Below are 12,787 nucleotides of genomic sequence, written 5' to 3'. Positions count from 1 at the left end.
AGGCTCCCTACCCGCGGGCACGCGAACCGGCTCCGTTTGTCCGCCGGACGGGTTACGTCTCCGTGCCCCGGCCGCCCTCGCGCGTCACGGCACCGGGTGGACCACCATGGCCGAGCCGCCGCCCCGCCGTACCTTCTCCGCAGCGGCCAGCCACCGGCCGTCGGGCAGCCGCTGTACGCCGGTCGCCGCGCCGATCTCCGGGTTCAGCCGGAAGGCGTGGCCGATGCGCTCGAGCTCGGCGCGCAGCCCCTGGTCGTTCCACAGGTCCGGTTCCAGCTCCGTCGTCACCTGGTTGCGCTGGCTGGCGCGCGGCGCGGCGATCGCGTCGACGAGCGGCAGCCCCCGGTCCAGATGCCCCGTCAGTGTCTGCAGGACGGTGGTGATGATGGTCGCGCCTCCCGGTGAGCCGAGTGCCAGCAGGGGCCGGTCGTGGTGGTCGAGCACGATGGTCGGCGACATGGACGAACGCGGCCGCTTCCCGGGGCCGGGCAGGTTCGGATCGTGGACCGCGGGATCGGCCGGGGCGAAGGAGAAGTCGGTCAGCTCGTTGTTGAGCAGGAAACCGCGTCCGGGCACGGTGATGCCACTGCCGCCCGTCGACTCGATCGTCAGCGTGTAGGCGACGACGTTGCCCCACTTGTCGGCCGTCGTCAGATGCGTGGTGTTCTCGCCCTCGTACGTGGTCGGCGCGGCTTCACCGGTCGAGCCGCAGGCGGCCGGCCGGCGCGGGTCGCCCGGTGCGAGCGGGCTCTTCAGGACCGCGTCGTCCTTGATCAGGCACTCGCGCGAGTCGGCGAACCGCTGCGACAGCAGCCCCTTCACGGGCACGTCCTCGAAGGCCGGGTCGCCGACCCAGTGCCCCCGGTCCGCGAACGCGATCCGGCTCGCCTCGATGAAGCGGTGCAGGTACTCCGCCCGGGTGGCCTCGTCCTCGGACAGGTCGGTGCGCTCCAGGATGTTGAGCGCCTCCCCGACGCTGGTGCCGCCGGAGGAGGACGGCGCCATGCCGTACACGTCGAGCCCCCGGTAGGAGACCTTCGTGGGGGCGCGGCGGATCGTCTCGTAGGCCCGCAGGTCGCGACGGGTCAGGTCGCCGGGGCGCACGACGCGGTCCGCGCCCTCGGCGACGGGGGGCTCCTGCACGGTGCGGACGATGTCGTCGGCGATGGGCCCCCGGTAGAGTGCGCCGACGCCCTTGCGGCCGAGCTCCTTGTAGGTGCGTGCCAGGTCCGGGTTCTTGAACACCGAGCCCACGACGGGGAGTCCGCCGCCGGGCAGGAAGAGTTCGGCGCTGGCCGGGAAGTCGGCGAAGCGGTCCTGGTTGGCCTGCGTCTGGGAACGGAACGTGGCGTCGACGGTGAATCCGTCCTCGGCCAGCCGCTCGGCCGGACGCAGCAGCTCCTTCAGCGGTTTGCTGCCCCAGGCGTCCAGTGCGCTCCGCCAGGTCGCGGGGGTGCCGGGCGTACCGACCCCGAGGCCCGACGTCATGCCCTCGGCGAACGGGATGGGCTTGCCGTTCTCCAGGAACAGGGACGCGTCGGCGGAGAGCGGCGCGGTCTCGCGTCCGTCGACGGTGTGGACCGTACGGGACTTGGCGTCGTAATGGACGAAGAAGCCACCGCCGCCGACACCGGCGGAGTACGGCTCGGTGACGCCGAGCGCGGCGGCGGTGGCCACCGCCGCGTCCACCGCGTTGCCGCCCTTGCGCAGGACCTCGATGCCGGCGGCCGACGCGTCGGCGTCGACGCTGGCGACGGCGCCGCCGTATCCCACGGCGAGCGGGGTCTTGGCAGGTGCCGCGTCCGGCGGGGAGGAGGTCGGTGGAGCCGCCGCGCCGATCGAGGCGACGGCCGCGGCAACGGCCAGTACCGACACATTCCGTACGGCGGAACGACGCATGCGTACCTCCCCGAGGGCCAAAGTCCGCGCAGCCTAACCCTGTCGCGGCCGCCCCGTCAGGACCGCCCGGTACGCCGTTCGGCTGACACCGCTAGCATGCGCGCCCATGACGGACGACGTACGCAACATCGTGCTCGGTGTGGTGGCCGCCGGGATCAGCGCCTCGATCGGCTGGATAGCCCGCACCTACCTCTGGCGCCGCAGGCTCCGGCGCAAGCAGGCGTTCTTCGGGCTGCCGGGCAACTCGGAGTGCCTGCTCGTCGTCAACCGCGAGGCCGGCGGCGACGGTGCCGTCCACCGCTTCGACGTCTTCGCGCTTCTCGAACTGTCCGCGCTCATCAAGGACTGCGGCGCAAACGCGCGCATCGTCCAGCACGACGCGACGCAGCAGGGCTTCGGCGAGCGTACGGAATTCTGCGTTGGGGGTCCGGGCTCGAATCGGCGCATGGAGGCGCATCTGCGGACCCTGCTGCCGGGGCTGTCCGTCAACACGGACGCGGAGCCCGTCGAGGACCGGGGCTTGTTCGTGCTCGGCTCCGAGCGCTACCGCGTGGACCCGGGCACGTGCGAGTACGTGCTCCTCGCCCGCCTGACGGCCGGTGAGGCAAGCCGCCCGGTGTTCCTGTTCTGCGGTCAGCGCGCCATCACCAACCAGGCCGCCACCCGCTACCTGGCCCGCCACCACGGGAAGCTCTACCGCAAGCACGGCCGGAACTCCTTCTGCCTGCTGCTGAAGGTGGTCAACTCGCAGGCGTACGGGCCGGATGTGGTCGAGGTCGTCGCCGACGTGACGAGGGCCGCCCTCAGCGCCCTCCCCGCGCCGAGTACCTCGGACGGCGCGGTGAGCTGACCGGAGGTCAGAGCAGTCCGGGGGGCCGGGGGTACGTCGGGGTCGGAGGCGAGCGGCGCCCTCGTCGTGTACCGGTGACGACGTGGGACCCGCTCGGCCTCGGCAAGCTGGTGGCACAACCCGACCGGCGCGCAGCTGACCTTCTCCTGTTCGCCCACCGACCCGTCCTGCCCGTCGGTCCGGCTGCGAGGGAGTGATCACCGGCTGCCGCCGGGCCCTGCGCACGGCAGGGCGGGGTGGTGCCCCAAGAGCTGCTGCCCTCTCACCCCCGCACCGGCGTGCGCGAAGGACCCCGGACAACAGCGTTCGTGGTTCGGCCGGCGCTGCTGGCGCGGCCTGTGTCACCCTCGTCTACGGGGACGAACTACGGCGGCGGGCGCCGCCTCGAGCGCAATGAGAAGTAGGTGTTGACGTCAGCTCGATCAACGGATCGACGGCCATACGCTGCCCTGCCCCTTTTCGCCGTGTCGCGGTCAGCGCAAACTATCCAGCCCGGTGAGGCCCTTCACACCCGACACGCATAAACACGACATAAGCCGTATAAATCGAGAATTCCTCCGGGCAGGGGGAGCACTCCGGGGCAGCCGCCAGCGCGCGGGAAGCGCATGAGAGGCCCCTGGGGTCCGACGCGTCGGCCTCCGCGCCCGGTCAGGCCTCGGCGGCCTCCGCGTAGACCTGGGAGAGCTCGGGCGCTCCGTTGACCGCCCACTCGAGACCCGCCTCCACGACGCTCACCTCGCGGCCCGATGCCAGCCGCACCACGGGGTGCCCGCCCGGCCAGACGTGCCAGGAGGCGCCGGGGACCGTCCGCACGATGACGGTGCCCAGGTACAGGCCCGCGTCGTTCCCCAGCCAGGGCAGCTCCTCCGGGTCGTCCCGCCAGCGCGGGGGCAGCTGGTCGAGCGCCGTCAACGAGGCTGGAGAATCGTCCAGTTCCAGCCCGGCCTGCCCCGCTCGGACGCGCAGCAGCTCACACTCGGACAGCAGCTCGGTGATCGCCGCCGCGCGCTCGGGGTCGGCCTCCTTCGCGGCGGCCCCTCCCCCGTGCTCCCGATCGTCGTCATGGCGCCTGAGCCAGTTGTCCAAGAAAGGGATGTTCATACCGCTCAGCCTCGCATCCCCCCGGCCGGACGCACCACAGGGCGCGCGTCGGCAAACGCTAGATGTCGAGATCGACAACAACCGGTGCGTGGTCCGACGCACCCTTGCCCTTGCGCTCCTCACGGTCGACGTAACTGTCCTTGACCGCCTTGCCGAACGGCCCGTTCCCGTAGACGAGATCGATGCGCATGCCGCGGTTCTTGGGGAAGCACAGCTGGCGGTAGTCCCAGTACGTGAAGGGGTGCTCGTACTTCAGGGGGCGGGGAACGACGTCCGAGAGGCCTCGCTTGCGCAGCGCCTCCAGCGCGTCGCGCTCGGGAGCGGTCACATGGGTCAGGCCCTCGAACGCGGCCACGTCCCACACGTCGTCGTCGGTGGGGGCGATGTTGAAGTCGCCGAGGACCGCGAACGGGCGCTCACCCGCCCCGTCCTCCGTCACCGCCACCGACAGCGCCTCCAGCCAGCGCAGCTTGTAGCCGTAGTGGTCGTGGGCGACCTCGCGGCCGTTCGGCACGTAGACCGACCAGACGCGGACCGGGCCGCAGGTCGCCGAGATCGCCCGGGGCTCCTGCACGCCCTCGTAGTCGGGGGCGCCGGGCAGGCCCCTGACCACGTCGTCGAGGCCGACCCGCGAGACCACCGCCACGCCGTTCCACCGGCCCGTGGCATTCACCGCGGACTCGTAGCCGAGCTCGCGCAGGGCCTCGGCGGGGAACTGCTCCTCGGTGCACTTGGTCTCCTGGACGCACAGCACGTCGGTGCCGCTGCTCTCCAGCCAGGCCAGCAGCCGCGGCAGCCGGGCGGTGATCGAGTTGACGTTCCACGTGGCGATACGCATGCGGCAAGCCTAACGGCGGGGTGTGACAGGCACAGACCGCCCAGGGCACGCCGTCAGACGTCCCGGGACTCCCCCGGCACCATACGCCCGTGCTCGGCGCCGCCGAGTCCGGCGATCTGCCGGTCGTAGATCGGCCGGGCGATGTCGGCGAGATACGCGTCGTGGACGTCGATGGCCCGCCGGGGCCGCACCTCGCGCACGTAGTCGATGACCTCGGAGATCTTGTTCCACGGCGCGTGCACCGGCAGCATCAGGGTGTCGACCGGCCGGTCCGGGACGGTCAGCGCGTCACCGGGGTGGAAGAGCGAACCGTCCACGAGGTAGCCGACGTTCGTGATCCGCGGGATGTCCGGGTGGATGACGGCGTGCAGTTCGCCGTGGACCTCGACGTCGAATCCGGCGGCGGTGAAGGTGTCGCCGTGGCCGACGGTGTGGACCCGGCCGGGGAACGCCGCCGAGATCTGCTCCGCGACGCTGCGCAGGGTCCAGATCCCGGCGGCCGGGTTCGCCTCCAGTGCGGCCCGCAGCCGTCCCTCGTCGAAGTGGTCGGGGTGCTCGTGCGTGACCAGGACGGCGTCGGCGCCCACCGCCGCGTCCTGTTCGCTGAAGCCGCCGGGGTCGATGACGAGCGTGCGCCCGTCCTTCTCCAGCCGGACGCAGGAATGAGTCTTCTTGACGATCCTCATGCGCCACATCCTGCTATGCGCGGGGCTTCGTCTCCTCCTGGATCACCGCCTGGGCGACCTTGAACGCCGAATTGGCCGCCGGCACGCCGCAGTAGACCGCGGCGTGGATGAGGACCTCCCTGATCTCCGCGGGTGTCAGCCCGTTGCGCAGCGCCGCGCGCGTGTGGAAGGCGAGCTCGTCGAGGTGGCCCCCGGCGACCAGGGCGGTGAGCGTGACGCAGCTGCGGGTGCGTCGGTCGAGGCCCTCACGGGACCACACCTCGCCCCAGGCGTAGCGGGTGATCAGCTCCTGGAAGTCTCCGGTGAAGTCGTCGGCGGCGGCCGTCGCCCGGTCCACGTGCGCATCGCCGAGCACCTCCCGGCGGATCTTCATCCCCGCGTCGTACGGGTCGGGCCTGCCGTAATGCACCGCCGCGGGCTGCTCGGGCGCGGCCGGCGCGATCTCGGCGACGGGCGAGACGGGCGCCGAGGTGGCGGGCGCCTGCGGGACCGGGATCGACGCCAGGGTGTCGTTCCAGGCGGTGTCGAAGTGGTGGGCCAGCAGGTCGGTCACGGCGGCGGGCTGCTCGACGGGCGCCAGGTGGGAGGCGCCGGGCACCAGGGCGAGCCGGGCATCCGGTATGCCGGCGACCAGGGTGCGGGCCTCGGCGGGGCCGGTGACCTGGTCCTCGGAGCCGACCAGGACGAGGGTGGGCACACCGACCCGGGACAGTTCGGAGCGCACGTCGAAGGCGGCCAGGGCCTCGCAGGCGGCGATGTAGCAGCCGGGGTCGGTGGTGCGGACCATCTGGACCGCCCACTCGACGATGGCGGGCTGGGCGGCGGCGAATCCGCCGGTGAACCAGCGCTCGGGTGCGCTGCGGGCCATCGGGTCGAGACCGTTGGTGCGCACGACCACACCGCGCTGGCGGAACTCGTCGGCGGTGCCGAACCGGGGCGAGGCGGCGACCAGCGCCAGGGACGCCAGTCGGTGCGGGTGGCGCAGGGCGAGTTCGATGCCGACCGCGCCGCCGATGGAGCAGCCGGCGTAGCCGAAGCGTTGCACGCCGAGCAGGTCGAGGGTGGCCAGCAGCCGCTCGGCGAGCTCGCCGACGGAGTCGGCGGGGTGCGCGGGAGCGCCGCCGTGCCCGGGCAGGTCGAACCGGATCACCCGCCACCGCGCGGACAGCTCACCGATCTGGCGGTCCCACATGTGCCAGGTGGTGCCCAGCGAGGGGCCGAGGATGAGCACGGGGGCGTCGTCGGGACCGTCGATCCGGTACTGCAGGGTCTTCGGGGGCGTCTGCGTCTCACTCACGCGCCCCACGGTAATGAGTGGAACGACCCGATCCGGTCAGGGGGTCGTACTGAACGGCCACTTACGGCCATCGCGGGCCCGTGATGTGAACACCGTGTGGAATCCCGGTGGGGATCGGCGCCCGCCGGGCGGGCGCCGGTGGATCCCCTACGGAGTCGCGGTGGACACGACGTACACCCAGGGCTTGGCCGGTTCCGTGAGGTCGACGGTGATGTCCTGGGTGGGGCGCGGGTCCTTGTTGGGGTGCGTGGTGCCCGCCCAGGCGCGGCCCTTCAGGCGGAAGTTCCAGCCGGCGACCGCGCTGTCGCGGTCGCTGATGGTCACCTTGCCGTCCCTGAGGGCGTCCCGGCTGGTGCCGACGCCCTTCAGGAACGTGTCCAGCCCGCCGGGGGTCGTGCGGAACTGCACGTACAGCCGGCTGGTCTTCCAGTTGCTGGTCTCGTAGTAGCCGACGCGCCAGGAGCGCTCCGGGATCGGCACCTCGAAGATGCGGCGCTTCATCAGCGAGGGCCACTTGTCGCGCAGGCCGGTGGCCGAGGACTCGGCCTCCTTGTCCCGGCCGCTGGCGCGGCTCTGCTCGGCGGAGATCACGAGGTAGCCGGCCGGGATGCCGACGAGCAGCACGATGGTGATCGCCGTCAGCCAGCGGCGCACCAGCATGTGCCGCCTGCCCTCGGGGGCCGGCGGGATGGACTGTCGGGTCAGCGTGGAGGTCATGACGGCGGTTCCTGGGTGGGACGGACGGAGCTCGGACTGCGCAGGGCCTGCGCGTAGCGCTCGTATCGTTCGTGCCGCTCCAACCGGCGTCGGTTCGCCCGGCGGAAGCGGCGCGCGACCAGGCGAGCCAGGTCGGCCGCACCGACCATACCCGCCTCGGGTCCGAGCTGGGCCTTGACGATGCGCGCCTCCGGCCGGTAGCCGCGGCCCGTGAGGTGGCGGCGGAAGGCGTCCCGCGCGGGGCCGATGAGCAGGTCGTCGGCGGCGCTGACACCGCCGCCGATCACGAAGCAGGAGGGGTCGAGGGCGGCGGCGAGGTTGGCGATGCCGATACCGAGCCACTGGCCGATGTCCTGGAAGAGTTCGACGCACATGGCGTCGCCCTCGCGGGCCAGTTCGGTGATCAGCGGCCCCGTGATGTCCCGGACGTTGCCGCCGACCCGGTCGATGATGTTGTAGGCCACCGGGGAGTCGGCCGCGGCGAGTTCCCTGGCCTCGCGCACCAGCGCGTTCCCGGAGCTGTACTGCTCCCAGCAGCCGCGGTTGCCGCACGGGCAGCGGTGGCCGCCGGGCACGACCTGCATGTGGCCGAACTCACCGGCGACCCCGTACTTGCCGCGCTTGACCTGACCGTCCTCCAGGATGGCGCCGCCGATGCCGGTGCCGAGGGTGATCATGACGAGGTGGTCCTCGCCGCGGCCGGCGCCGAAGCGCCACTCGGCCCAGGCGGCCGTGTTGGCGTCGTTGTCGACGAGGACGGGGACGGCGAGGCGGGCGGAGAGCGCGTCGCGCAGGGGCTCGTTGCGCCAGGCCAGGTGGGGCGCGAACAGGACCTTGGAGCGGTCGGCGTCGACCCAGCCGGCGGCGCCGATGCCGACCGCGTGGACGTCGTGGCGGTCGGAGAGGTCGAGGACCAGCTCGCAGATCGTGTCCTCGACCACCTTGGGGCTCTTGGACTTGTCCGGGGTCTCGGTGCGGATCTTCTCCAGGATGACGCCGTCGGCGTCGACGACCCCCGCCATCACCTTGGTGCCGCCGATGTCGATGCCGACGGTGGGCACCCGGGGCGCGCTGAGGTGGGAGCGCCGCTCGCGCGGCCCGACGGTCTTGAGGACGGTGCCGCGTGCGGCGCCTCGGTGCGTGAAGTCGCGGTACGTGCTCAAGTCGTCCCTGCGGTTCGTCGTGGCGGTCCGGACCCGGAGCCCGGTCCCCGGGGCGGGCGGCGCCCGCCGCCCTCGATGCTAGTGCCCTGCCCGGCGGGTCTGCCGGTCACGGCCCGTCGGCGGCGGGCGGCTCCTTGACGTCATGGCCGCCCAGGTGTGCCGGGGCGGGCGCGCGCTCCAGCTCGTGGCGCAGGTCCTCCAGCTCGCTGCCCCCGGCCATCTGGCGCGTGAGTTCGTCGAGCGTGACCGAGTCCTTGCTGTGGCTCGCCGCCATGACGCCGCGCTTGAGCAGAACGAAACGGTCACCGACGAGATAGGCGTGATGCGGGTTGTGGGTGATCAGCACCACGCCGAGGCCCGCATCGCGTGCCGCGGCCACGTACTTGAGCACCACACCCGACTGCTTCACACCGAGCGCGGCGGTCGGCTCGTCCAGCACCAGCACCTTGGCGCCGAAGTAGACGGCGCGGGCGATCGCCACGCACTGGCGCTCGCCGCCGGACAGCGTGCCGATGGGCTGGTCGACGTCCCGCAGGTCGATGCCCATGCGCAGCAGCTCGGACCGGGTCGTCTCGCGCATCGTCCGCACGTCGAGGCGCTTGAAGAGGCCCGCGCCCTTCGTCGGCTCGGAGCCGAGGAAGAAGTTGCGCCACACCGGCATCAGCGGGACGACCGCCAGGTCCTGGTAGACGGTGGCGATACCGCGGTCCAGCGCCTCGCGCGGGGAGTTCAGCGTGGTGGTCCCGCCCTCGATCGAGAAGGTGCCGGCGTCGTGCCGGTGCAGCCCGGCGATGATCTTGATGAGGGTGGACTTGCCCGCGCCGTTGTCACCGAGGACGCAGGTGATCTCCCCCGCGTGGACCTCGAGCGAGACGCCTTCCAGGGCGCGGATGTTGCCGTAGTACTTGCTGATGCCGTCGAGCTCCACCAGTGCGCTCATGAGGTCGCCTCCGCACGCTTGCGCACCCATGCGTTGAGCAGGGTGGCGAGAAGGAGCATCGCTCCGAGGAAGAACTTGAACCAGTCCGGGTTCCACTCGGCGTAGACGATGCCCTTGCTCGTCATGCCGAAGATGAACGCGCCGACCGCGGAGCCGACCGCCGAGCCGTAGCCCCCGGTGATCAGACAGCCGCCGATGACGGCCGCGATGATGTACGTCAGCTCGTTGCCCACGCCTTCGCCGGACTGCACCACGTCGAACGAGAACAGCAGGTGCTGGCCCGAGACCCAGGCGGCGAAGGCGACCCCCATGTAGAGCCCGATCCTGGTCCGGTCGACCGGGACGCCGACCGCGCGGGCCGCGTCGGCGCCGCCGCCCACCGCGAAGATCCAGTTGCCGAAGCGGGTGCGCAGCAGGATCCAGGTGGCGACGGCGACCAAGGCGAACCACCACAGGATGGTGACCTTGAGCGTCACGTCGCCGAGGGTGAGCTCGGAGGCGAACAGCTTCCTGGCCGAGTCGAAGCCCTCCATGTCACCGATCGTCTTCGTCGAGACGGTGCCGCTGATCAGCTTGGTGAAGCCCAGGTTGAGACCGGTGAGCATCAGGAACGTACCGAGCGTGATGATGAAGCTCGGCAGTTTCGTCCGGGTCAGCATGAAGCCGTTGAAGGCCCCGACGGCGAGCGTGACCAGCAGGGAGACGCCCACGCCGACCCAGACGTTGGCGGTCATCTGGTAGCTGAACATCGAGGAGACGAGTGCCGAGGTGGTGACCAGGACGCCGGCCGACAGGTCGAACTCGCCGCCGATCATCAGCAGCGCGACCGGCACGGCCATGATGCCGAGCGTCGACGCGGCGTACAGGACGGTGGAGAAGCTGGACGCCTTCAGGAAGGAGTCGGCGAAGACGGAGAAGAAGACGAAGACGGCCACCGCGCCGACGACCGAGCCCAGCTCCGGGCGGCCCATCAGCCTGCGCAGCGGGGAGGTGCGCAGCAGCCGCTCGTCGGTTCCCTCCGGCGCCCTGCCGGGTGTGGCGGGTGGTGCGGTCGCGCTCATCGGGTCCCCCGATCCGTGTATTCCGCGAGCTCGGCGGCGTCCTTCCGGGTGATGATCTGCGGTCCTGTCAGCACCGGCCGGCCGCCGCCGAGGACGTCGGCGTTGTACTTGTACAGCCACAGCAGGTCGACGGCCTCGTAGCCCTGGAGGTAGGGCTGCTGGTCCACCGCGAAGCCGAGGCTGCCGTCCTCAAGGCCGGCCGCGACCTTGGAGTTGAGGTCGAAGGTGTCGATCTCGGCCTCGGACCCGGCGCTCTTCCTCGCCTGGACCGCGGCGTCGGCGAACGGCGCGCCGAGGGTGACGACCGCGTCGATGGACCGGTCGGCCTGCAGCTTGGCCTCGACGGACGCCTGGACGTCGGGCATGTTGGTGCCGTCGACGTACAGGTTCTGCATCCGGCCGCCGAAGGTCTTCGCCGCCCCTGCGCAGCGCTGCTCGTGACCGACGTTGCCCTGCTCGTGCAGGACGCACAGCGCCTTCTTCTTCCCGCGCACGTCGAGTTCCTCGCCGACGGCCTCGCCGGCGACGGACTCGTCCTGGCCGATGTGGGTCAGGGCGCCGAACGCCTTGGACTGCTCGGATCCGGAGTTCACCGTGATCACGGGGATGCCGGCCTTGCGGGCCTTGGCGACGGCCCCCTTCATGGCGTCGGGCTTGGCGAGGGTGACGATCAGCGCGTCGACCTTCTTGGAGATGTACGAGTCGACGAGCTGCGCCTGCTGCTGGCCCTCGTCGCTGTGGGCGTAGAGGAAGTCGATGTTGTCCTTGGCGGCCGCTTCCTCGGCTCCGTTCTGGACGATGTCCCAGAACGTGTCGCCGTCGCCCGAGTGGGTCACCATGGCGAAGGTCCAGCGCGGGGTCGTGACCGCGGCCTTGCCGCGGGCGTTCTGCGCGGCCTTGCGGGCGTCCTCGGCGCGCTTGCCGCCGGTGCTGCTGCACCCGACCAGGGTCGCTCCGAGTACCGCTGCGAGCACCGCGCCCAGTGCGCGTACCCCTGTCCTTGCCCGTGCCACGACGCCGTGCCCTTCTTGCCGTACTCGCTGTGCTGCCCTGTGCGGCCGGGGGCCGAAACGACCTGACCCGGCCGCCCAAGTATGTGTCACGCCTGGTCGGCGGACCCGCATCGGGTGCGCCGCGGCCGTCGGCGGAGCGGAACACGGACGCGTCATCGGGTGCCGTCTGCGGTGAGCTTCTCCAGCGCCGGGACGTCCTTCTCGGTGACGAGCGCGGGACCGGTCAGGACGGGCTTGCCGCCGCCGACGACGTTGCGGTTGACCTTGTTGAGCCACAGTCCGTCGACGGCGAGGTACCCCTGGAGGTAGGGCTGCTGGTCGACGGCGAAGGCGATCTCCTTGGCCTTGAGCGACTTCACCACGTCGGCGTTGAGGTCGAAGGTGTTGATCTCCGCGTCGGAGCCGGCGCCGTCCTTGGCCTTCACCGAGGCGGCCGCGAAGGGCGCCCCGAGGGTGACGACGGCGTCGATGTCCTCGGCGCTCTGCAGTTTCGCCTCGATGGAGGAGGTGGTGGCGGGCATGTTGGTGCCCTCGACGTTGAGGTTCTCGACCGTGCCCTCGAAGGTCTTCTTCACACCGGCGCAGCGCGCCTCGAGCGAGACGTTGCCCTGTTCGTGGATGACGCAGAGCGCCTTCTTCCTGCCGCGCTTGTTGAGCTCCTCGCCGACGGCCTCGCCCGCGACCGACTCGTCCTGGCCGATGTGGCCGATCGTCCCGAGGTCCTCGGAGAACTCGGCGCCCGAATTGATGGTGACGACGGGGATGCCGGCGGCGACGGCCTTCCTGACGACGTCGCTCATCGCCTCGGGTTTGGCGAGGGTGACGACGATGCCGTCGACCTTCTGGTCGATGTACGTCTGGACCAGCTGCGCCTGCTCCTTGCCCTCCGGGTTCGCCGCGTAGAGGAACTGGACGTTGTCCTTGCGGGCCGCGACCTTCGCGCCGCTCTGGACGATGTCCCAGAAGGTGTCGCCCTGACCCGAGTGGGTCACCATGGCGATCTTCATCCGGGGGGTCTTCGCCGCCTCGCCGCCCCCCTCGGCCGAGGGCTTCCCGTTGCCCTCCTTGCCGCCGGAACTGCTGCATCCGGCGACGACGACCAGGGCACTCGCGGCGAGCAGAGCTGCTGTCGTGCGGGTTCTGCGCATCGTGGGGTCCGCCTCCTTACCCGGCCGCCGGGTTGCGGCTGGGTGAGTTTCTACGGTGGCCCCGCGAGCCCGTC

General features: G+C 71.2%; 12 protein-coding genes. 1 reads left to right on the top strand and 11 read right to left on the bottom strand.

Annotated features, from left to right (window positions below; genetic code table 11):
* Positions 1-84 precede the first annotated feature (84 nt).
* Entirely contained in the window at positions 85-1,899 is a 1,815-nt protein-coding gene (gene ggt, locus HW130_RS10060) for a gamma-glutamyltransferase (protein ID WP_177149113.1), read from the bottom strand.
* Positions 1,900-2,005: 106 nt separating this feature from the next.
* On the opposite strand from ggt, the gene HW130_RS10055 reads away from it, so the two are divergent.
* Positions 2,006-2,749, top strand: a complete 744-nt coding sequence (locus tag HW130_RS10055) for a hypothetical protein (RefSeq protein ID WP_177149112.1) — start codon at positions 2,006-2,008, stop codon at positions 2,747-2,749.
* A gap of 648 nt (positions 2,750-3,397) precedes the next feature.
* Here HW130_RS10055 and HW130_RS10050 read toward each other — a convergent pair.
* From HW130_RS10050 to HW130_RS10005, 10 genes are all read right to left on the bottom strand, one after another.
* Positions 3,398-3,850 carry a DUF6278 family protein gene (locus tag HW130_RS10050; RefSeq protein ID WP_177149111.1) on the bottom strand — a complete coding sequence of 151 codons (453 nt, stop codon included), beginning with the start codon at positions 3,848-3,850 and terminating at the stop codon, positions 3,398-3,400.
* A gap of 58 nt (positions 3,851-3,908) precedes the next feature.
* The gene (locus HW130_RS10045; RefSeq protein WP_177149110.1) at positions 3,909-4,688 is read right to left on the bottom strand and encodes an exodeoxyribonuclease III; all 780 of its coding nucleotides are present in this window, start codon (positions 4,686-4,688) and stop codon (positions 3,909-3,911) included.
* A gap of 53 nt (positions 4,689-4,741) precedes the next feature.
* Positions 4,742-5,374 (bottom strand): MBL fold metallo-hydrolase, encoded by a 633-nt coding sequence (locus HW130_RS10040; RefSeq protein WP_177149109.1) that lies wholly within the window; start codon positions 5,372-5,374, stop codon positions 4,742-4,744.
* A 13-nt stretch (positions 5,375-5,387) separates the two neighbouring features.
* Positions 5,388-6,671, bottom strand: coding sequence for a 4-carboxymuconolactone decarboxylase (gene pcaC / locus HW130_RS10035; RefSeq protein ID WP_375256521.1), 1,284 nt, complete (start codon positions 6,669-6,671; stop codon positions 5,388-5,390).
* A 147-nt stretch (positions 6,672-6,818) separates the two neighbouring features.
* A complete protein-coding gene (locus HW130_RS10030) occupies positions 6,819-7,388 on the bottom strand; it encodes a hypothetical protein (RefSeq protein ID WP_177149107.1) in 570 nt (189 codons plus the stop codon).
* The gene (locus HW130_RS10025) at positions 7,385-8,551 is read right to left on the bottom strand and encodes an ROK family glucokinase (protein WP_177149106.1); all 1,167 of its coding nucleotides are present in this window, start codon (positions 8,549-8,551) and stop codon (positions 7,385-7,387) included. The genes HW130_RS10030 and HW130_RS10025 overlap by 4 nt, the downstream gene beginning before the upstream one ends.
* A 106-nt stretch (positions 8,552-8,657) precedes the next feature.
* Complete coding sequence (locus HW130_RS10020; RefSeq protein ID WP_177149105.1) at positions 8,658-9,491, bottom strand: ATP-binding cassette domain-containing protein; 834 nt, start codon at positions 9,489-9,491, stop codon at positions 8,658-8,660.
* Positions 9,488-10,552, bottom strand: a complete 1,065-nt coding sequence (locus tag HW130_RS10015) for an ABC transporter permease (RefSeq protein ID WP_177149104.1) — start codon at positions 10,550-10,552, stop codon at positions 9,488-9,490. The genes HW130_RS10020 and HW130_RS10015 overlap by 4 nt, the downstream gene beginning before the upstream one ends.
* The gene (locus HW130_RS10010; RefSeq protein WP_177149103.1) at positions 10,549-11,565 is read right to left on the bottom strand and encodes a sugar ABC transporter substrate-binding protein; all 1,017 of its coding nucleotides are present in this window, start codon (positions 11,563-11,565) and stop codon (positions 10,549-10,551) included. Before HW130_RS10010 ends, HW130_RS10015 begins: the two co-directional genes overlap by 4 nt.
* Before the next feature lie 152 nt (positions 11,566-11,717).
* Positions 11,718-12,713 carry a sugar ABC transporter substrate-binding protein gene (locus tag HW130_RS10005; protein WP_177149102.1) on the bottom strand — a complete coding sequence of 332 codons (996 nt, stop codon included), beginning with the start codon at positions 12,711-12,713 and terminating at the stop codon, positions 11,718-11,720.
* Positions 12,714-12,787 lie beyond the last annotated feature (74 nt).

Origin of the sequence: Streptomyces sp. PKU-EA00015 (assembly GCF_013387495.1) — a bacterium.
Classification (GTDB): domain Bacteria; phylum Actinomycetota; class Actinomycetes; order Streptomycetales; family Streptomycetaceae; genus Streptomyces.
Note: the sequence above shows the minus strand (reverse complement) of the source record. Positions and strands in the feature narration are given on the sequence as shown.